At 52.2% G+C, this 20503-nt stretch carries 14 protein-coding genes; 6 read left to right on the forward strand and 8 right to left on the reverse strand.

Going from position 1 to position 20503, the window contains the following annotated elements:
* The first annotated feature begins 14 nt into the window (after positions 1-14).
* The 6 genes from ABIB24_RS13645 to ABIB24_RS13670 all read left to right on the forward strand — a co-directional run bounded on the left by ABIB24_RS13645 (position 15) and on the right by ABIB24_RS13670 (position 7131).
* Positions 15-2018 (forward strand): polysaccharide biosynthesis protein, encoded by a 2004-nt coding sequence (locus tag ABIB24_RS13645; protein ID WP_274121060.1) that lies wholly within the window; start codon positions 15-17, stop codon positions 2016-2018.
* 203 nt (positions 2019-2221) lie between these two features.
* Positions 2222-2764: a dTDP-4-dehydrorhamnose 3,5-epimerase gene (gene rfbC / locus ABIB24_RS13650; RefSeq protein ID WP_289515123.1), complete on the forward strand. Its 543-nt coding sequence runs from the start codon at positions 2222-2224 to the stop codon at positions 2762-2764.
* 126 nt (positions 2765-2890) lie between these two features.
* Positions 2891-3961 (forward strand): dTDP-glucose 4,6-dehydratase, encoded by a 1071-nt coding sequence (gene rfbB / locus ABIB24_RS13655; protein ID WP_354316640.1) that lies wholly within the window; start codon positions 2891-2893, stop codon positions 3959-3961.
* On the forward strand, positions 3958-4854 hold the full coding sequence (gene rfbD, locus ABIB24_RS13660; protein WP_354316641.1) for a dTDP-4-dehydrorhamnose reductase: 897 nt from the start codon (positions 3958-3960) through the stop codon (positions 4852-4854). The genes rfbB and rfbD overlap by 4 nt, the downstream gene beginning before the upstream one ends.
* A 5-nt stretch (positions 4855-4859) precedes the next feature.
* Complete coding sequence (gene rfbA, locus ABIB24_RS13665) at positions 4860-5750, forward strand: glucose-1-phosphate thymidylyltransferase RfbA (protein WP_354316692.1); 891 nt, start codon at positions 4860-4862, stop codon at positions 5748-5750.
* A gap of 316 nt (positions 5751-6066) precedes the next feature.
* Positions 6067-7131, forward strand: a complete 1065-nt coding sequence (locus tag ABIB24_RS13670) for a hypothetical protein (RefSeq protein WP_354316642.1) — start codon at positions 6067-6069, stop codon at positions 7129-7131.
* 213 nt (positions 7132-7344) lie between these two features.
* On the opposite strand, the gene ABIB24_RS13675 is transcribed toward ABIB24_RS13670, so the two are convergent.
* The 8 genes from ABIB24_RS13675 to ABIB24_RS13710 form a co-directional block, all read right to left on the reverse strand.
* Entirely contained in the window at positions 7345-8541 is a 1197-nt protein-coding gene (locus ABIB24_RS13675) for a glycosyltransferase family 4 protein (RefSeq protein ID WP_354316643.1), read from the reverse strand.
* Positions 8542-8545: 4 nt separating this feature from the next.
* A complete protein-coding gene (locus ABIB24_RS13680; RefSeq protein WP_354316644.1) occupies positions 8546-9748 on the reverse strand; it encodes a glycosyltransferase family 4 protein in 1203 nt (400 codons plus the stop codon).
* A gap of 34 nt (positions 9749-9782) precedes the next feature.
* The gene (locus ABIB24_RS13685; RefSeq protein WP_354316645.1) at positions 9783-11519 is read right to left on the reverse strand and encodes a hypothetical protein; all 1737 of its coding nucleotides are present in this window, start codon (positions 11517-11519) and stop codon (positions 9783-9785) included.
* A gap of 85 nt (positions 11520-11604) precedes the next feature.
* The gene (locus ABIB24_RS13690; RefSeq protein ID WP_354316646.1) at positions 11605-13578 is read right to left on the reverse strand and encodes an acyltransferase family protein; all 1974 of its coding nucleotides are present in this window, start codon (positions 13576-13578) and stop codon (positions 11605-11607) included.
* Positions 13579-13590: 12 nt separating this feature from the next.
* Positions 13591-14742 carry a glycosyltransferase gene (locus tag ABIB24_RS13695; protein ID WP_155951610.1) on the reverse strand — a complete coding sequence of 384 codons (1152 nt, stop codon included), beginning with the start codon at positions 14740-14742 and terminating at the stop codon, positions 13591-13593.
* Between the two features lie 8 nt (positions 14743-14750).
* Positions 14751-15407: a CatB-related O-acetyltransferase gene (locus ABIB24_RS13700; RefSeq protein WP_081742242.1), complete on the reverse strand. Its 657-nt coding sequence runs from the start codon at positions 15405-15407 to the stop codon at positions 14751-14753.
* A 17-nt stretch (positions 15408-15424) separates the two neighbouring features.
* Positions 15425-19174 (reverse strand): FkbM family methyltransferase, encoded by a 3750-nt coding sequence (locus tag ABIB24_RS13705; RefSeq protein WP_038407984.1) that lies wholly within the window; start codon positions 19172-19174, stop codon positions 15425-15427.
* Between the two features lies 1 nt (position 19175).
* Positions 19176-20480, reverse strand: a complete 1305-nt coding sequence (locus ABIB24_RS13710; protein WP_025338136.1) for a nucleotide sugar dehydrogenase — start codon at positions 20478-20480, stop codon at positions 19176-19178.
* Positions 20481-20503: the final 23 nt, after the last annotated feature.

The following is a 20503-nucleotide window of genomic DNA, read 5'->3' on the forward strand; positions in this document are numbered from 1 at the left end:
GTTTCAGAGGAGCGATGGACAAGGTGCGCGCTAAACTGCTTGCTCTACCACGTAGATACAAACGCTTGCTGCAGGTGTTGACCGATGTGGTCCTGATCTGGGCTGCCTTGTGGCTGGCGTTCGTGGTACGCCTTGGCATCGACGAGTTGGCCAACCCCATCCTCGACCACGGCTGGCTGTTCCTCGTCGCGCCGATGGTAGGCATCCCTCTGTTCATCCGCTTTGGTCTGTACCGCGCGGTAATGCGCTACTTCGGCACTGACGCGCTGATTGCCATCACCAAGGCTGTAACCCTGTCCGCGCTGATTCTCGGTTTTATCATTTATTGGTCAAGCAACCATCAAAACGTAGTGCCACGCTCCATCACCTTCAACTACTGGTGGCTGAGCCTGATCATGGTCGGCGGCCTTCGTCTGGCCATGCGCCAGTACTTTCTTGGCGACTGGTTTACCACCGCCGTGCAGCACGTGCCCTTTACCAATAGCAGCCGCGGCGACGGTTTGCCGCGGGTGGCCGTGTATGGTGCTGGTGGTGCCGGCAACCAATTGGTTGCAGCCTTGCGGTCCGACCGAGCGCTGCGCCCGGTAGCGTTCATCGACGATGATCCGAGCATCACCGACAGGGTGATTGCCGGCCTGCAGGTGTACCGCCCTGACCAGTTGCAAGACATGATTGATGCTACCGGCGCCCAGGAAATTCTGCTGGCCATACCATCCTCCACCCGCACCCGCCGCCGCGAGATCCTCAACTTCCTTGAAGGCTACCCGCTGCACGTGCGCAGTATCCCCAGCTTCATGGACCTGGCCAGCGGCAAAGTCAAGGTGGACGACATCCAGGAAGTGGACATTGCTGACTTGCTGGGCCGCGATGCGGTGCCCGCTCAGGCCGACCTGCTGGAGCGCTGCATCGTCGAGCAGACTGTGATGGTGACCGGTGCCGGTGGTTCGATCGGCTCGGAACTGTGCCGACAGATTCTGGGCCAGGCGCCGAAAACCTTGCTGCTGTTCGATCACAGCGAGTTCAACTTGTACAGCATCCTCTCCGAACTCGAGCAGCGCATAGCCCGCGAATCGCTGTCGGTGTGCCTGGTACCAATCCTGGGTTCGGTCCGCAACCAGCCGCAACTGTTCGATATAATGAAAACCTGGCGGGTCGACACCGTCTATCACGCCGCCGCCTACAAGCACGTGCCGATGGTGGAGCACAACATCGCCGAAGGCCTGATGAACAACGTCATCGGCACCCTGCACACCGCCCAGGCTGCGCTTCAGGCTGGCGTTGCCAACTTCGTGCTGATTTCTACCGACAAAGCTGTGCGCCCTACCAACGTGATGGGCAGCACCAAACGCTTGGCGGAAATGACCCTGCAAGCCCTTAGCCGGGAAATGGCGCCAGTGCTGTTCGGCGACAGCAGCAATGTCTCGCAGGTGAACAAGACACGTTTCACCATGGTTCGCTTCGGCAATGTGCTGGGCTCGTCGGGTTCGGTGATTCCGCTTTTCCACAAACAGATCAAGGCAGGTGGCCCGCTGACGGTCACCCACCCGAAGATCACCCGTTACTTCATGACCATCCCCGAAGCGGCGCAGCTGGTGATTCAGGCCGGCTCGATGGGCAAGGGTGGTGATGTGTTCGTGCTGGATATGGGCGAGCCGGTGAAGATTGTGGAGCTGGCTGAGAAGATGATTCACCTGTCCGGCTTCAGCGTGCGCTCCGAACGTAACCCGATGGGCGATATTGCCATCGAGTTCAGCGGTCTGCGGCCAGGGGAGAAGCTGTACGAGGAGCTGTTGATTGGCGATAACGTGATTGCCACTCGCCACCCGATGATCATGAGCGCCAACGAAGACTTCCTGGCCTGGGATACGCTAAAGGATGTGCTGCGGCAATTGCTGGCGGCGGTGGCGGCAGATGATTTTGTGCGGGTACGGCAGTTGTTGCGCGAAACTGTAAGCGGCTATTCGCCGGAAGGCGAGATTGTGGACTGGCTTTACCAGCAGCGACGGCTGGAACCCTGATTCAGCTGCAGTGCGCGGGTTAGTCTTGCTCAAGGCTCAAAAGTTTGCGCTTTCCCTGTGGGGCGGGTTTACTCGCGAATAGTACGACGCCGTATTTGGCACCGGCTACGCCGGTGTTCGCGGGTAAACCCGCTCCCACAGGGATAGTGAATGCCTACCCCCACAATCTCCTGCCCCCATGCTTTACCTTTCAAGGCCGTTGAATGAAAGCAACCCCTCTCGCAATACCCGAAGTACTCCTGCTCGAGCCAAACGTATTCACCGATGAACGCGGATTCTTCTTCGAAAGCTTCAATCACACAGCCTTCGAACGTGCCGTAGGACGCCCCGTCAACTTCGTCCAGGACAACCACTCCAGCTCGCGACAGCACGTTCTGCGCGGCCTCCACTATCAGGTACACCAACCCCAAGGGAAACTGGTAAGAGTAGTGGTCGGTGAAGTGTTCGATGTTGCGGTAGACCTGCGCCGTTCATCGCGTACCTTTGGCCGTTGGGTCGGCGCCCACCTTTCAGCAAACAACAAGCACCAACTCTGGATACCGGAAGGCTTCGCGCACGGCTTCGTAGTGTTGTCCGACCATGCGGAATTCCTGTACAAGACCACGGCTTACTACGCCCCCCAATTCGAACGTTGCCTAGCCTGGAATGACCCAGCGGTCGGCATTCAATGGCCTATTGAGCAGCCGTTCCTATCGGGCAAGGACCAATTGGGCAAAACGCTGCAAGAGTTGGAGTGCTTCGATTGAACGAAGTAACCCGCGCGGTCATGGTCGAGTGGCATGTTGATGTCGCCTCTCGCTCTCGGATCAATCGCCGACAGGCTAGAATCCAGAAAGTGGGAGAGCAGAACATGACAGCGGAAGCAGACAAATATGACCATTCTGGTAACCGGCGGTGCAGGCTTTATCGGCGGGAACTTCGTGTTGGACTGGCTGGCCGGCAATGACGAGCCCGTGGTCAACCTCGACAAACTTACCTACGCAGGCAACCTGCAGACCCTGAGCAGCCTGCAGGACGACGCGCGGCACATTTTCGTGCATGGCGACATTGGTGATTCCGCGCTGGTAGAGAAGCTGCTGAAAACCCACCAGCCACGCGCCATCGTCAACTTTGCCGCCGAGTCGCACGTAGACCGCTCGATTCACGGCCCGGAAGACTTCATCGAAACCAACATTGTTGGCACCTTCCGCCTGCTGGAAGCCGTACGCGCCTACTGGGGGGGCCTGGATGAACAGGCGCGCAAGGCGTTCCGTTTCCTGCATGTGTCCACTGACGAAGTGTACGGTTCGCTGGCCGCCGGCGAACCGGCCTTCACCGAAACCCACCAGTACCAGCCCAACAGCCCATACTCGGCCAGCAAGGCCGCCAGCGACCACCTGGTGCGCTCGTACCACCACACCTACGGCCTGCCGGTGCTGACCACCAACTGCTCGAACAACTACGGCCCTTACCACTTCCCGGAAAAGCTCATCCCTCTGATGATCGTCAACGCCCTGGCCGGCAAACCGTTGCCGGTATACGGCGACGGCCAGCAGATTCGCGACTGGCTGTACGTCAAGGACCACTGCAGCGCCATCCGCCGCGTACTGGAAGCCGGCAAGACCGGTGAGGTGTACAACGTGGGCGGCTGGAACGAAAAGCCCAACCTGGAAATCGTCAACCGCGTGTGCGCCCTGCTGGACGAACTGCGCCCCCGCGCCGACGGCAAGCCCTACGCCGAGCAGATCACTTACGTGACCGACCGCCCAGGCCATGACCGCCGCTACGCCATCGACGCCCGCAAGCTTGAGCGCGAACTGGGTTGGAAGCCTGCCGAAACCTTCGAAACCGGCATTCGCAAGACCGTGGCCTGGTACCTCGACAACCAGGATTGGGTGCAGAACGTACAATCCGGCAGCTACCGGGACTGGGTCGAGAAAAACTACGCAGGGCGCTCGGCATGAAGATACTGCTACTGGGCAAGGACGGCCAGGTAGGTTGGGAGCTGCAACGCAGCCTGGCCCCGCTGGGCCAGGTGCTGGCGCTCAATTCCCGCAGCCAGGCACACTGCGGCGACCTGGCCAACCTGCCGGGCCTGGCCGAAACAGTGCGCGCCTACGCCCCCGATGTAATCGTCAACGCCGCCGCCTACACTGCCGTGGACAAGGCAGAAAGCGACCGCGATCAAGCCTTCAAGGTAAACGCTGAAGCCGTCGGCGTGCTGGCCCGCGCCGCCGCCGACTGCGGAGCATTGCTGGTGCATTACTCCACCGATTACGTGTTCCCAGGGCAGGGTACCCAAGCCTGGCGCGAAGACGACAGCGTCGGCCCACGGAATGCCTATGGCGAAAGCAAGCTAGCCGGCGAACAGGCCATCCAGGCCGCCGGTTGCCAACACCTGATCTTCCGAACCTGCTGGGTGTATGCCGCACGCGGCAACAACTTCGCCAAGACCATGCTGCGCCTGGCTGCGGAACGCGACAGCCTTGGCGTGATCGATGACCAGCACGGCGCCCCGACGGGCGCCGAACTGATTGCCGACATTACCGCTCACGCCATCACTGCCACCCGCGCCAACCCAACTCTGGCTGGCCTGTATCACTTGGCTGCTGGCGGCGAAACCACTTGGTGCGGCTACGCCCGCTATGTGCTGGAGCAGGCTGCAGCACAGGGCGTGCCGTTGAAGGCCCATGCCGGACAGATCAGCCCGCTGACCACTGATGCCTATCCGACTGCGGCCAAGCGGCCGGCCAACTCGCGTCTGGATACCTACAAACTGCAGAAAGCCTTTGCCCTGACCTTGCCAGACTGGCGCCTGGGTGTGGCACGCATGCTCACGGAAATACACGAGAAATGACCACTATGAAGCGTAAAGGCATCATTCTGGCGGGCGGTTCGGGTACCCGTCTGCACCCAGCGACCCTGGCTATTTCCAAGCAGCTGCTGCCGGTTTATGACAAGCCGATGATCTACTACCCGCTGACCACCCTGATGCTGGCGGGTATCCAGGACATCCTGATCATCTCCACCCCGCAGGACACCCCGCGTTTCGAACAACTTTTGGGCGACGGCCACCGGTGGGGCATTAACATTAGCTACGCTGTACAGCCATCCCCGGACGGCCTGGCCCAGGCCTTTCTGATTGGCGAAGGCTTCATCGGCAACGCCTCCACGGCGCTGGTGCTGGGTGACAATATCTATTACGGCCATGACTTCCAGCAGTTGCTGCGCAGTGCCATGGACCGCCAGGATAGCGCCAGCGTGTTCGCCTATCACGTGCAAGATCCCGAGCGTTACGGCGTGGTCGAGTTCGACGGGCAGGGCAATGCGATCAGCCTGGAGGAGAAACCGGCCAAACCCAAGTCCAACTATGCCGTGACCGGGTTGTACTTCTACGACAACGATGTGATCGAGATTGCCAGGGGCATCCGACCGTCTGGGCGGGGCGAGTTGGAGATCACCGATGTAAACCGCACATACCTGGAGCAGCACCGGTTGTCGGTAGAAATCATGGGGCGCGGGTATGCCTGGCTGGACACCGGGACGCATGATTCGTTGCTGGAGGCAAGTGGCTATATCGCGACCATCGAGCGGCGGCAGGGGTTGAAGGTGGCTTGTCCGGAAGAGGTGGCGTATAGGCAGGGGTGGATTGGGGCCGAGCAGTTGCTGAAGCTGGCTGAGCCGTTGGCTAAGAATGGGTATGGGCAGTATTTGAAGAGGTTGGTGGGGGTAGGGTTTATTGAGAGGGGGTGAGCATTCGTTTTAGTGAGAGCGGTGCCAGGTCCCCGAATCGCAGCCAGAGCATGCCATCAGGCTTCAGGCGGTCGCTTGGGCGGGCCGCTACCACCATGGTTGTAGATAATGAGGTCAGCAAAAGCAGCCTTTTGCCACATCCGAGAGTTGGTAACGCTGTGCCATCAAAAGAATCAGCGGCCGAAGGCGGGGACTCTGCAAGCAGTTTGCCGTAAGTGGCCAACGTAAGCGGTTCTCTACTTTTGCGAATCCTCGTTTCAAAGGATAGTATTGCGACTGCAAGGCCCGGGAGGGGCCATTTCTGGAAGAGCAATTCGTGAAAAAAAAGACTTTAGTTTTTGCTACTGCATTAGCGATCGCAGTATTAGTAATAGTATCATTGCCTAAAAGTGACTTGCCACCGTTCAAAGGTAATGACTTCTGGTCTGTATCCGGCGAGAAAAAAGAAAGAGGAATTTCTGATCTTGGCTGGGATCTCAGGGATGAAAAAATTCTGCGGGTTTGGTGGGATGATGGCGATCACAGCTATAGAATTACACTTCAGCGCCTGGGTGTAAATAATCTGCCAAATATACGTGCTGTGGAACATCGACAGAAAAATGGAGACGTTTTCGGTAAGTGGATGCTAGTCAATCGCTCCGATAGTGGTTGGCTTCCGCCACTGATTGTAAAAGCCCTCGAGAATTACGATAAAGGCCCTCGGGCGTTTACGGGTGGCAGCCATGGTTCTACAGGAGCTGCGGACGGCAGGCCGACAGCAAAAAACACCAACTTCCAGATTGTTGTGGATGGTGCTGAAAAAGATGCGCCTGGAAGAGGTAAGGCTAAAGATATTACAGTGTATGTGACAAACGATATTGTTGGTTTCAATACAAAGGAATCTGGGCGCCTGGTGATGCGTCAGCAGTTTGTAATCGAGTTTCGTGATGGTGGGATTTATATTGATACCGACAATACCGCTCTTGAGAATGTAGGGGTTGTTGTCGATTACGCGCTTCAACCTATCACCACCGGGTTCAAAGGCCAGCGGACATCCTATGGCTCAGAAGTCTCAACCGAACCATACGTTGATGCTGATTTTAATACTGGACCAAAATCGCAAAACCCCAGTGTCTGGGCAGCATCCTTTGAGAGCGCTGAGCATGGCGGCATGATGCTTTGGATGGATCGCGGATACAAAGACGGCGATGTCCGTTACGTGGACGATCGTCAAATGCTCATAAGAGGCAGCCAGTACTCTAGATGGTATCTCGGTGTTGTACTGGCAGACCTGTCAACCAGGCCCAACGGCTTCGAGTTTAAAAAGGGCGATAGCTACGGCTACCGGGCTGGGGTCGTATTCACACCTCCGAATGAAGAGGTATCAATCGTCAATTGGTAAACGCTGGCTCCAGCCTGCATTACTTGTGGGCTGGAGATTCATCCTACCCAAGGCTCTGTACGAAATAGATGCCTCAAGCCGCGCATGGAACAAGCCAGAGATACCCTGGTGGCATAGTGTTTCGTACGGAGTCGATGAGTTGAAGGTTACTCGAACGTTTCAGACTCTAGCGTAAACTTTCACCCTTTATCGACCGCGTCGATGAACTTCGGATCAGGTCGATCCGGCCATCGCCATTATCTCACGTGCCATCTCCCCCATGATACGCTCGCGGCCGTAACGTTCAACGAATTGCCGGCGGTCGACGCTAGCTAAATGCACTGCCTCGAAAGCTTCAATCGCGCAAGCTACATCACACGAGGGAAAAACAGCAGCATTGGCGACTTCCTTGCTAATAAAATCAGTAGAAAATCCGCTAACCCCCGCCCATATTGGTTTTCCTGACGCTGCGTATTCAAACAGCTTTGAGGGCAATACTCGCTTGAAAGCCTGCAAGTCGTTCAAGTGCAGAAAGAGCACATCGGCCTGTTCATAGAACAGCTTGATTTGCTGCCGTGGTACGGGTGCCAGTAATTCGACATTGTCGAGCTGGCGCAGACTAAGTGCATCACGAAGACTGCTGAAGTGCCTGCCATCACCGATGACCTGAAACCTGACCCTTCCTCGTAACTGCTCTGCCAAGGCAGGCAGGATTAGATGCAGTCCCTGTCCGTCACCAATGTTGCCAGCATATAGCACGCGCAAAGGCTCACCTTTTACTCGGCCTTTGTCGGTGCAGCCAAGTGGCTCGATGAAATCCGCGTCCACCCCGTTGGAGAATAACGAAAATCTTCCATCCGGGTAACGAGACTGGAAATAAGGCAAAAAACCGGGCGAAACAAGATTGACGATAGTTGCTCGTCGTATGACCCAACGCTCCAGCATCGAGAACAGCCATACCACCGGTCGCCAGACGGTAGCATTGAACACGCCTGCCAGCGTCTCAACAAAGATATCGCGGATGTCGAGGTACAGCTGTACTCCTTTGCAAGCAGCTATGAACGCCCCAAGCACAGCAGTCATCAAGCGAGACGATGTCGCGAACACCGCGTCGTATTTCCTGGCACGCGCGAACCGGAATGCCACGATAGCAAAATATAGGAACGACCAAGCCTGCCCCAGCAGTCCTCCTTTGTTCTTCGGTAGAACAATTCGTCGGATATGCAAGCCGTCATGCTGTTCGCTGCTATCTGCCTCGCGTTTGAAGGTGTTGTAACGGTTTGGCCGGGTGGTCACCACATCGAGATGCACCCGATCCCCCCCCTGCGAACGCAGCGCCTTCACTAGCGCTGCAGAGCGAAATGAACCAGCCGAAAGATCCGGGGGATAAAAGAAACTGAGAAAGAGGATTCGTTTTGTCACTGGACGCATTTAGTCAGCCCTCCGTTGGCCCAAGCACCCGTGTATAGAGCGCCAGCAGATCATTCTCCTGCGCCTCCCAGTTCAATACGGCAGCGGCAGCGCGTGAATTCTCGGCATAACGCATACGCCTGGCGTCGTCCTCAACTAAAGTTCGGAGTGCCGCGGCCAGAGTATCGTTGTCTCCAGGAGGTACTAGCAGGCCAAGATCATGGCTTTTCACTACCCGACGAATTTCCGGTAGGTCGGAGGCCACCACTGGCAAACCAGCCTGCACATACTCGAACAGCTTGTTCGAATCAGTGGTATAGTGGTTCAAACAGGTATTTTCGATGGGTTGAACGCCGATGTCTGCCGATGCGGTATAACTGGGCAGCTCTGCCAGAGCCACGGTTGGAATAAAGCACACCCGTTCCTCTAGACCCAGCTCTGCAGCGATGGACCGCAAACTTGCATCGAGTCGTCCTCCGCCGATGAAGATGAAGTATGTGTTCGGTACCTGAGCCGCTACCCGAACAAGGCGCTCGAGCCCGCGTCCTTGCTGCAAGCCTCCTTGATACAGAACGATAGGCCAAGGTTGCTTGAGCTCGAGTTCGCTGCGAATACGATTCGAAGCCTGCACCGCCTGGAAGCGCGGTCGGTTCTGCAGAACAATTGGACGCGCAACACCATAGGCCCTTGCAAAAAACTTGGCTCGAGCGTCAGTAGTGGTGATGGTGCCTTGTGCTCGTGGCATCAAGGCCCGTTCGATGTTCGCTACCAGCGTCCGGAAATTGGCATAGCCTTCTCTCCCGGTGCTAATTTCGTGAGCGTCGTACACAAGCCTCGCGTTGCTCAAACGGGCCGCTAGCCATGCGGTCGGGAGTACATTGACATCATGAGCGTGTACTACATCAGCGCGTCTGCGAGCCATATGCCAACACAACATGCCATGCGTCCATAGCCTTGCCGCTATTCGAGACATTCGCCCAAAAAATCCCATTTGATCGATCGCCACGCCCGAACGCCTTGGAAGTCTATTTGGCCGAGAAAATAGGCTGCGTGGAATACGAACTATCTTGATCTGACTGCTCAAAACTTGAGTGCGAGAAGTCACGCCTTGCGTGTGCAGTGCAAAGACCGTCACCTCATGCCCCATGCTCTGCAGAGTTTCGGCCTCTTTGAGAACTCGAGCATCATTGAGAAAATCGTTCCACACGATCATTGAAACTGTTGCCATTATCCCTCCAAGGAAACTATTCGTTTAAGTGGCATCAAGCTTCAACGAGAAATGTCTCGGCCGCAGACAAGATATTGGGAAGTAATTCGATAGCACTTCTAAACGACTGCCGGCGATAATAGAAATCCAAGGCTGAGATAAGGGAGACCAAGGTTACTTGTGCCTCAGTCAGTGTCTCGAGTTCAGGTCGTCGCTGCTTGGCGAACTGCAGCCATTCGCTTAGAAACCGATAGCTGCTATCTTTGAAGAACCATCCCACGCCAATGGGTTCGATGGACCACGCTCCCCAATGCGAAACAATAACCTGATTTTCGGTGCGTCGCATGGATGCCAAGCTCAACTCGGGATTGAAAATGGAAAGAGGCATGCTCTGCATAAAGTCCAGTATGTCAGGCATCCAGCTAGCACAACGATCCACCATTTCCGACTCGTGTTCGGAATAAGCTGCTAATCTCAAAAGGCTAAAATCAATGTCGGCCGCACGTACAGAAATCGTGGGCTTCGAGCGAGCATGCATATCCACCAATGTATCAGGTGGTGGCCGCGACCAAAGCTCAGCTAATACCTCCAGGCCACAAAGGTTTTGTTCGGCCAATACGATATCCCTTGAAGGATAGGCGGAGAAAACACTTACCTTGAATTCTTCAAATACGGTGCTGCCTAAAAACGAGAATGAAGGGAAATGTTGATCAACAACCGAAAGAAGCGCTTGCTCGTGCATGAGCAAGCCCTCTCGGCTTGGCTCGAACACCTTTGCAACAAATAATTTTGGTTTGCCATCTATCAGGCACTTTGCCTCAAAGCCCAACACGCCAAAGCATCCAACTTCGCGCCATTTAAAATCCACGACACTCGCTTCTCGTCCAGTGACATCCTGCACGACCGACTCAATCATCACGGTGTTCTTTTGCCCCAGCAATTCCCAAAAACCTGGGCGGTCAAAAACAGCATTACGGGCGGAATAAGAGTGCGAGTGGAAGAAGAGCGCGTTGATTTGCTCCCGCTGCGACGACAGCGACATACCGTCCAATACGCCTTGAGAGGCGCGGAAAAACATCTGCCTAACCAGAAGAAGCGCAATGATTGCGACATAACCTGGCACGCCCCCTCCCAACAGGAAGTCTACGACGATAAAGCAGAATCCGGTCATGAACATGAGCGCCGCAGCGGCGTTAAAAATCACCACTCTGCTTCGGTAAACAATCTCTCTTAAGGACTCGGAGTACTGGAGAAAAAGCGCTAATGTCAATGCTATCGTAAGAACAAGCCCAGTGAGAAATAGTGCCAGTGCACCAAAAACAAAAGCCACACAGCAAAATGCGATTAAGCAGAAAATAAATGCAGACAGCATGCCGGTGTAACGATGAAAAAAACTCTTCGCAAGGTCTCGCTGATTGGGAAAGATAATCAGTTTGCGACTGCGAGATAAAAGTGTTGTCGCACCTTTGTCAGAGGAGATATGAATCAGACGCTCACTTGCCCAATATAAGAAATAAAAGACTACAGACAGGGCTACGAGAAATAGAACAACATGATTCTTCTCATAGGCTCGTAATGCGCTTGGAAAGTAACCCGGCATGCCTTCTGAGCCAATTAATATGATGACTTTTAATGGTAATAAAAATGACGCCATCAAAAACAATTGAGACACAATGGAAAGAAATAAAACCAATAACGTGCAGAGTGTTGCCCCGCGCAGAAGTTTATTCAGTAATGATACCGACCACTGAAAGAAGGAGCTCAGCACTGAGGTCAACCACAAACCTTTCATCTTTACTACCCTATAGCCATAATGACGCTGGTGTTTTACCCTGTGCAAAGGCAGGGGCTACTAAAAATAGCCCCTGCGGAAAATACTAAAGCTTGTCTACAAAATCATCGAGACCAATGATGTTGGCGAGCGCCGCGTTCGTTTCAGGCTTTAAGTTCCTACGCAAATGATTGTTATCCCGGTATACGAACTCGCCCGCGAAAATAGTTCCACAGTTAGTAGGGGTGCACATCACCTTACTTGGGAGCAGGACTTTTGCTCCCCAATCCGACGCCAGTTGTGTCAAAACACTATTATAAGGTTCATGCCTAGCAGAAATCTTTCCGTAATTCATGTGGCGGAAATCATAATTACAATGGCGGAATGGAATGCTCAAAGAGGCCGCAGCGCAGGCGTTGTAATTACTATCCAGTCTCGGCACCTCACCAAGGAAAAGCAATTTTCGTCCGTCAAGCTTCAAGTGACCAAGAAGCTCGGTGAAGGCGTCGTACATCAACACAGGGCCGCGCCTGTTATCATCTGCTGAAAGTGATACAAGGCTATCACCATGACCGCTCCAGGCAGCGGCCATTATAATGAAGTCAAGATCCTTGGTTTCATTAATCCATTTAGACATTAACTTCTGCTTCGTCGTGCAGCGCTCGCCAAAAAGTGGGTTGTCTGGTCGATTATAACCAACGTAGCTTGTATTCAGGTAAGGCGGGCAGGAGCGCGGAGCAATGACGATAGAGATATTTTTCTTGCGAGCTACCAGATCCAAAATGGCAGCAAAGTGTTCAGAATGGCTATCACCCCAAACAACTCCCCGCTTCGCAGCGCCGTTCCAGCTAGCCCCAATCACGCAGCTTGGCCCGGCGCCCGGAACAAGTTTTTGTTCCACACAAGGCCAATCCCACATCTTTTTGACATCTGTAAGTTCAACAGTGTTTCTTGCGACTCGGCTTTCAAAGCCGTTCGATAGCAGTACAGACCCTGCCAGAAGAACCAGTGTGCAGGTAGCCAAGGTAGCAGCACTAACAACAAATTGAGGCTTGAAAGAAGTCTTACGAACTTTTTCCTCTACAAACCGCCAAGACAGCCACCCTATGAGTAGACTCAGGCAGAAAATCGCTATCGCTTCTGCGGAGGAAAGTTCCTTTCCAGACCAATAGGTGCGATAGAAAACAATCAGAGGCCAATGCCACAAATAAACAGAGTACGAAATGTTGCCTACAAATTGCATTGGCCAAGCGCCAAGGCAGCGCTCACTTAATGCCACATTACGACCAAAGTGAATCAGCAACGCAGTCCCCAGCACTGGAGCTGCAGCCCAGTAACTTGGATAGGAAAGCCCTTTATCCAACAACAGCATTGCCCCGAGAATCAATGCCAAACCCAACAGTACTAGGCCTTCTCTCACTCGATTCGGGGCGGAGCTGCCAGCTGAAAAAGCAAGAAGGCATCCGACACCCAGTTCCCAAGCCCGCATCGGGAACATGTAGAACCCGAACATCGGATCCTGAACGGCCATGATCAAGCAAACTATAAAAGACGTAATGAAAAGCGATGCGATTCCGATGAAGGCCGCGCGTCGGCTCCGGGAAAGAAGCGCAATAATAATTAGAGGGAAAAATATATAAAACTGCTCTTCCACTCCCAGCGACCACATGTGTAAAAGTGGCGATTCTTCAGAACTTGGGTCAAAGTAACCCGAATTCATGTAGAAATATATGTTCGCAGAAAAAAATGATGCGTACAGGGTGCTGGAGGCCAAGTTTTCAAATGCCGCAGGGGCCAGCAAGAAATAGCCGGCAAACAAACTGGATACCATTACTACCAAAGCGGCAGGAAGTAATCGTTTTACCCGGCGCAAATAGAAGTCAGAGAACGTGAAGCTTTTGGATGCAGCCTCACGCAGTAATATACTGGTAATCAGATAGCCAGAAATTACAAAAAAAACATCAACCCCTGCAAATCCACCGGGAATCCAAGAGAAGCCGAGATGGAATAGCAATACGCCAATAACCGCAACAGCCCTTAGCCCTGCAATGTCGCGTCTGAAAACAAGCGCAGAAGACATCAATTTTACTCACTAAATGTTAAGTATGACATGAGAGGCGTTGTCCGCCCCATTCACCATCCGGCATTCTGTCCGGCTGGCAGTATTGTTATTTTGTCCATCAAAAAGCTGGCTAACGCAGTTGAGAAACTCGCTTCTATCCAGCGGCTCGTTGAGCGCCAAGGTTCCAAATAGTGCCGCCATCTTCGCTCGTGTCACTTGATCATCAGATTTTGTAGACACGTTGGGGATAAGGATTGCCGGAACCTTGTGATAAACGATCTCGCAGACCGAATTATAGCCTGCGGCACACACCACCAGATCGAAGGCCGAGAAATACCAACTCATCGGGTAGACTTCGATATTCTTCACGTTAGGAAGAAATAACTGGTTTAGAGAAATAGGCGAGTGAGCGACACAGACTTCCACATCGCTACGGTCGTTAAAGAATGAAACGACCTGCCCCAATTGGCCGGAAATATCATTGATATTTCCGGCTCCGAGTTGAATAAGTACTCTTTTCTTGCTTGGTAGCAATCCGAGTCGCTCTATCGCAATCTCGGCGGGCAAAACCTCATCAGACCCACACATTACAATGGGTGGTACAAATACCACATTTTCGTTTGGGGCTGACGTTTCATCACCAACTTCGCCGGGGATAATAACGGAAGAAAAGCGCTTTACATGCTTTTTTAGTTTCTCATCAAGGGCCGCGCTCTTGTAAAGCCCTCTTTTTATCCAGACATACTTGATCGCCGGGAATCGTCGCATCGCTCTTAACAGCCCCTCGTAAGGGGCAGTTCCGTCAAATACAACTTTGGACGGGCGATACAGCGAAATCAGGCTTGAGAGCTGGGAAAAGAATAATCCATTCCATTCGCGCGAACCTACATCTCCCGCCAGGGCAAAAGGTGGCACATGAAAACAGGTAAACCCTTGACGAACAACCAAGGGCACACCGATGCTGGTGGTGAGAAATATGATTTTACTATCAGGTCTCTTACGCTTCAGCGCCTTTGCGATACCGAGTGCTCTGGTCAAATGGCCAAGACCAGCGCCATTTATTGCCAAAAAAATGTACACATCGTCGCTGTATGTTCTTTTGCGCAGGCAAAATAAACCAAATGCAAGGTCTAGCGCGTAGTCGCCGACCCTTTTTATCACTCTTATCAGTCTATCTTGCACGGACGGTCTCACAGCAGCACATGCCGGCTAATTTTCGCGGTCCGCCAATCATCCGGCCAAGACTCCAGCGTATCCAAGGTTTCATGGATGTTGGAAATGTCCAGGGCCTTGAGTCTTTCCGGATCAAATTCATGCCAGCGTACTTTGCACAGCCGGTCACGAACGGTCTCATCCTCGAATCGCCATTTCAACGCTTTTGCAGGAACGCCAGCGACAACCGAATAGTCAGCAACGTCTTTCGTCACAATCGAGCCAGCAGCAATAACGGCGCCATTACCGACCGTGACACCAGACAAAATTATTGCACGATCTCCTACCCAAACATCATGCCCTATTTGCACTCTGATTCTTTTTTTGTAATCCGCTAACTTGATACTGGAGCCTGTATTTGGCGGTGGCTGGAAAAATGAACTTGTAGACAAAAAACCCATTTCGTGGTGGCCTGAACCAATTATCACATTGCGACCAATAGAGCAGTAGCGGCCAATAACAACATTTGAGCGGACAAAGCCATCATTGATATAAGTGTGCATGCCTACACTGACACCTGCCTGTATTTCGCAGGTGCCCAGTGTTACTTTCGATTCAAATCGAAATGGCGAGCGGGGTATGTGCTGATCAGCTACAAACAACCCTCTTGCCTTTAATTCCTTGTTGAACGCCATTGCTTTTACCCTTTATCTCAGCGGCTAGCCATCACCATCTGCTGATGAATAGACGCAGAAACGTGATCTATATGAAGGCTTTGTGCCCGCAGGCGTGAACCGGTGCTGTAACTATTCCATATCGCTTCATCGTTGTACAAAGACTTGCAAGCATGGACAAATTCTTCGATGTTATTTACTTCTACTCCTGCAACCGAAAGCGCTTCAGAGTGAGCATGCAACATCGGTCGATAAATCGAAGGAATGCCTAAGCCGGCAGACTCGACAGGTATCATTTCGAACGTGGCGTGAGGCGTTAAGCATGTGACGATGCGACAAGATGAAATGAACTCGTCCCACGCTTGGCCAACGGTGTAAGGTATAACCTCAAGCCCCAAATCTCTGTCAATGTTCCCACCATATTGACGAACGGCATAGAGTGGAACGCCTGGCAGCTCCTTTCGTAGCGCGTCAAGCCAGTCAGCTATATCACCGCCAACCAACTCCCTGTTTAGCAACTTTTGCAGGTCGCCAAAGAATATCCCCTTGGTAGAACCAAATGTCGGCGCGGGGAAGTCTACGTCAAAGTCAATGGTTTTAGGCAGGCAAACCAAATTGCCTTCAAGCTCAGCGAAGGAAGGAAGGCTTTTAAGTGTATTGGTAAACACACAGGCCTTCACGCGATTGCCATAGGCAAGTTTCCAGGCCGAGAGCTTCTCTATAATCCACTCAGTTCGAGCAGGCATCGCATTGAAAGACAGGTTGACAAAAACAGATTTACCGCGTCCTGCGGCATGTTCAATCAGTTGCTCTACAAGGCGAAAATCTGGACGATTTGGATCTCCAGGATAGATCCAGACAATGTCGGCATCTTTGATGCTGGACACCTGACTGCTGTATTCAGTGTCGAGCTCCACGGGAATGACCCTGTGGCCGAATCGACGCAGAGCGCTGATGATCATTTTACCGGACTTGAGGATGCCGCCTTTTTTCCAGCGTTCTGTATCAACACGGCCAACATAAGCCACAGTCTTTGAATCGCGTGGCACAACAAGATCGGCGACGGGCGCGTTCCAGCTTTCATGTTCTGCAACCAGCTTATTTTGCAACGCTTTCGTATCAGCTTTTGAACCAGTCGATGCCATGGATTCCTTATGAATGGCCTTGTCATCTGGAATATCCAAAGGCAGCGCCTCACCGGCGTCGTGCTTCAAGACCACGAAAGGTATATTTTGCTCCTGACCCACCAGGGCAAAATAAATATCCGCCATATTAGATGTTTTAAAATCTTCATATTTTAGCTGGATAGTACTGGTGTGGAAGGCAGTGCATCCAGTACCCAGAACGTGTACTGCAGTGTCCTTGGGGCGTCCCGCTCGGAACGACAAGACACGCCTGGATGTTGGGGTGTAGTAATCTTCAAAGGGCTGCAGAATAAGCGATCCATGCCATCCGACTACAGACTTCCGGCCGTAGCGCTCAATACCATCGATACAGTGCTTGACATAGTACGGAGGATAGGAGATGTCATCATCACAGGTGAAGAAATATCCTTCAAAGTCGATGAGTCCATAGAATTTTCCACGATCGCCAACGTCGCCTTGATCATGAATTACGGTAATCTTTTCCCTTTTCAGGAAGTCCGGCACAAAGGAATAATCATTCAGGTAAATGTACAGTTCATCAACCTGATCATAAAGGCAGTCTATGACATGACTCAAGGCCGTTCTACGGATTTCGATAGATGCAATACCGACCCGTATTTTATGCGCCGCTGCCGAAGTGGCTTTGTGCGAGCGTTCGTGTGCGAGTACAGGTGAGCGTTGTGGAAGATCTGAAGGCCGTTCTACTGCACAGGTCAGTGCAACACCTTGTCGTTCCTGAGCTGCACGGATTTGTCTATCCAGCTGGCCCGAAAAAACATCCCAGCTTTTTCGGGTAGAGACTAAACCAAATGTTGCCTTGTTGGACAAGGAGAACATATTGGTTTGCAATTTATGTAGCTTGCTATTAAAGCTTCGCTCCAGCGCAGCGTATAATAATTCCGACTTTATTTGCTCAAGTCTCAAGCGAGATGCCAGTTCCTGATTGCTCATCTCTATATGTGATATGGTCTGCTCAAAGGATGCTAATTTTTTTTCGGAAACAACATTGTTTTCTTGGAGGGAGTGTATTTGTCGCTCAAGTTTCGAGTTGTTCATATTTAAGGTGAGAATGGTTTGGTCGGAGTTTGCCAATTTCTGCTCAAAAGAACGACTAAGCTGCTCGTGCGTGAGAGCTTGCTCCTCGAGTTCAGTGTTGTGCTTTTTCAATGTGGCAATAATCTGCTCGCACACCGCTAACTCTTGCTCAGAAGACCGGCTAAGTTGCTCAAGCGTGAGAGCTTTTTCTTCGAGTTCAGTGTTGTGCTTCTTCAGTGTGGATATGGTATCTTCGCAAGCGCCAATTTCTTCCTCAGAAGTACGGCTAAACTCTTCGAGTAGCAGTACTTGACCTTCAAGCTCAGAGTTATTCATCTTCAAAGCTGAAATGGTTCGCTCGCAGGCCGCTAGCTCTTGTTCGGAAGAACGACTGGTCTCTTCAAGCAACAGTACCTGATGTTCAAGTGCTGAGTTGTTTGTCTTCAAAGCAGAAATAGTCTGTTCGCATTCTGCGAGCTCCTGCTTAGCAGAGAGAGCGGACTTTTCTAACAAGTCTACTTGCCCTTTGAGATCAGAATTCTTCACCTCCAAGACAGAAATGGTCCGCTCGCAAGCTTCTACCTTACGGTCCGAGGAATGATTGAGTTCCTTGAGCGCGACCACTTGTTGCTCGAACTCGGATTCAAGCTTATTGTAGCGACTCTCCAGTTCCCGCGAACGCTGTTCGTCCCGCAAGTGTTCATTAAGGTTGGCGACAACGCCCTCTAGCAAATGCTGTACGCCAGCGCTCGCACCTTTTAGTTGCTGAATATCAGCAGCAAGATCAGAACCGTCATGCTCAATTTTTTCAGCAACGGTTTTTATTGAAGAGAGGATTTTAGACTTGACGCCTTCCAGTTGTCCCTGAACTCTGCGGCGAGCCTCGTCTATATCGTTTCGCGAAAGGAATGGAATCATATCCCGATAGAGTGGCATATGATCTTCGTGCACAAAGAAGACAGTCGCAGTGTTCCCTTTTTGCCCAATGGGTGTATATCCATACCCCCGTAAGACTGCACTGAGTTCAATAAAAGATACGATTGACTGTGATTCGATAACTAACACAGGCCTGCAACGCTTTATCGTATTGGCCGCTCCTCGCAGTACGGCGCACTCAAACCCTTCCACATCAATCTTGATGAGCGCAATGCGGGAATCAGTAGGTAGCATGGTATCCAGCTGCGATATTTTGACACCGCCGCCATCTTCTTCCGTCAACCTGGACGCGCCCAGGTTGCTTGCATGAACATGCATGACGCCGCAACCTTCATTGGCGCCCAATGCAACATTAAATGCATGAACCTTGGATGCTACTCCATTGAGCTTTAGATTCTCGGATAGAAGCCCGAAACTTTCCAAGACGGGCTCAAAGGAGTAGACATCTCGACTCAGTATCCGAGAGAAAAATACACTGTGATTACCAATATTGGCACCCACGTCGCAGAAGGCACCTTCAGCGATGGGTAGTCTACTTATTTCGCTCAGCAGGTCTTCTTCATAGAAGTTTGCATTGGAAATAATTTTGTCTTTTATATAATCCGATCGTTCGGGGAATTTAAAAGCTATGGCTGCACCGTGATAATTAAACTCGAATACATTGTCTTTCATATTAAGCGCGCACCACATTGTCTGCAGTGGTTTTAAAGCGCCCGCGACAATCGATAACGAGCTGAGCGCTAGAGCCTATAAGCTCAAAGTCAAAGCAGTCATGATCCGTAGCAAGAAGAACGCAGTCATACGATGCTATGTTTTTCGCAGACAGGGGCACTGTGCTCAAGTCAAAGCTGTGTTCTTTCGTGTAGGGGAATACCGGAACGTGCGGATCGCTGTAATTTATAATAGCACCAAGCTCACGCAGCTTTTCCATCATGAAAACAGACGGAGATTCGCGCATGTCATCTACGTTTTTCTTGTATGCAATTCCGAGAACCAGGATCTTGCTGCCTTTTACAGACTTCTCTCGATTGTTGAGTGCACCTGTCAACTTGGAGATCACGTAGTCAGGCATTGCTGAGTTAACCTCACCGGCTAGCTCAATGAAACGAGTGTGCAAACCATATTCGCGGGCCTTCCACGTCAGGTAGAAAGGGTCAATAGGAATGCAATGTCCACCCAGGCCAGGCCCAGGATAATAGGGTACGAAACCGAAGGGCTTGGTTGCCGCCGCACGGATGACTTCGTGAATATCGATATCCATCTTGTCAGCTACAATCTTCATTTCGTTAACCAAGCCGATATTCACAGCTCGGTGGATGTTCTCGAGCAGCTTGGTCATTTCAGCAGCACGGGTACTGGAAACAGGTACTACATGATCGATAACCTGTCCGTACAGAGCCATCCCTACCTCTTGGCAGGAAGTGGTATGCCCACCGCACACTTTTGGGATTGTACGCGTGGTGAAATTCGGGTTGCCCGGATCCTCACGCTCTGGCGAGTAAACCAGGAACACATCTTCGCCCACCTTGTAGCCACGCGATTCAATACGCGGTAGCAATTCTTCTTCCGTGGTGCCTGGGTAAGTCGTGCTTTCTAATGAAACCACGTGCCCGACGCGGAGATGGGGGACTAGCGAATCAGTGGTATCCAGTACGTAACTCAGATCTGGCTCACGGTATTTGTTCAGCGGCGTAGGCACACAGAGAATGAGTGCGTCTACTTCACTGGCAAGCGAGAAGTCAGTAGTAGCCTTGAAGCCCTGTTCTACCGCGCGGGCGATAGAGGCTGCCGGAATGTGCTCAATGTAACTGGTGCCACCTTCGATATGATCGATCTTCGATTGATCGATATCGAAACCCACTACCTTGTAGCCAACCTCAGCATATCGTAGCACCAAGGGTAGGCCTACATAGCCAAGCCCGACGATACCGATGACGCCAGTCCTGTCATTAAGTTTTTCCAGAAGCCTCTGCTTCATTATTTACTCCGTGTTAATTGATT

Source organism: Pseudomonas sp. UYEF17, assembly GCF_040546125.1.
Classification (GTDB): Bacteria; Pseudomonadota; Gammaproteobacteria; order Pseudomonadales; family Pseudomonadaceae; genus Aquipseudomonas; species Aquipseudomonas putida_Z.

Bases quoted from the DNA above. Each gene is read 5' to 3' on its own strand.
- ABIB24_RS13690 (WP_354316646.1), bottom strand. From the start codon at position 13,578: ATGTCTTCTGCGCTTGTTTTCAGACGCGACATTGCAGGGCTAAGGGCT.
- ABIB24_RS13645 (WP_274121060.1), top strand. From the start codon at position 15: ATGGACAAGGTGCGCGCTAAACTGCTTGCTCTACCACGTAGATACAAA.
- ABIB24_RS13680 (WP_354316644.1), bottom strand. From the start codon at position 9,748: ATGGCAACAGTTTCAATGATCGTGTGGAACGATTTTCTCAATGATGCT.
- ABIB24_RS13675 (WP_354316643.1), bottom strand. From the start codon at position 8,541: ATGCGTCCAGTGACAAAACGAATCCTCTTTCTCAGTTTCTTTTATCCC.
- ABIB24_RS13685 (WP_354316645.1), bottom strand. From the start codon at position 11,519: ATGAAAGGTTTGTGGTTGACCTCAGTGCTGAGCTCCTTCTTTCAGTGG.
- rfbB (WP_354316640.1), top strand. From the start codon at position 2,891: ATGACCATTCTGGTAACCGGCGGTGCAGGCTTTATCGGCGGGAACTTC.
- rfbA (WP_354316692.1), top strand. From the start codon at position 4,860: ATGAAGCGTAAAGGCATCATTCTGGCGGGCGGTTCGGGTACCCGTCTG.
- rfbC (WP_289515123.1), top strand. From the start codon at position 2,222: ATGAAAGCAACCCCTCTCGCAATACCCGAAGTACTCCTGCTCGAGCCA.
- ABIB24_RS13710 (WP_025338136.1), bottom strand. From the start codon at position 20,480: ATGAAGCAGAGGCTTCTGGAAAAACTTAATGACAGGACTGGCGTCATC.
- ABIB24_RS13700 (WP_081742242.1), bottom strand. From the start codon at position 15,407: ATGGCGTTCAACAAGGAATTAAAGGCAAGAGGGTTGTTTGTAGCTGAT.
- rfbD (WP_354316641.1), top strand. From the start codon at position 3,958: ATGAAGATACTGCTACTGGGCAAGGACGGCCAGGTAGGTTGGGAGCTG.
- ABIB24_RS13705 (WP_038407984.1), bottom strand. From the start codon at position 19,174: ATGAAAGACAATGTATTCGAGTTTAATTATCACGGTGCAGCCATAGCT.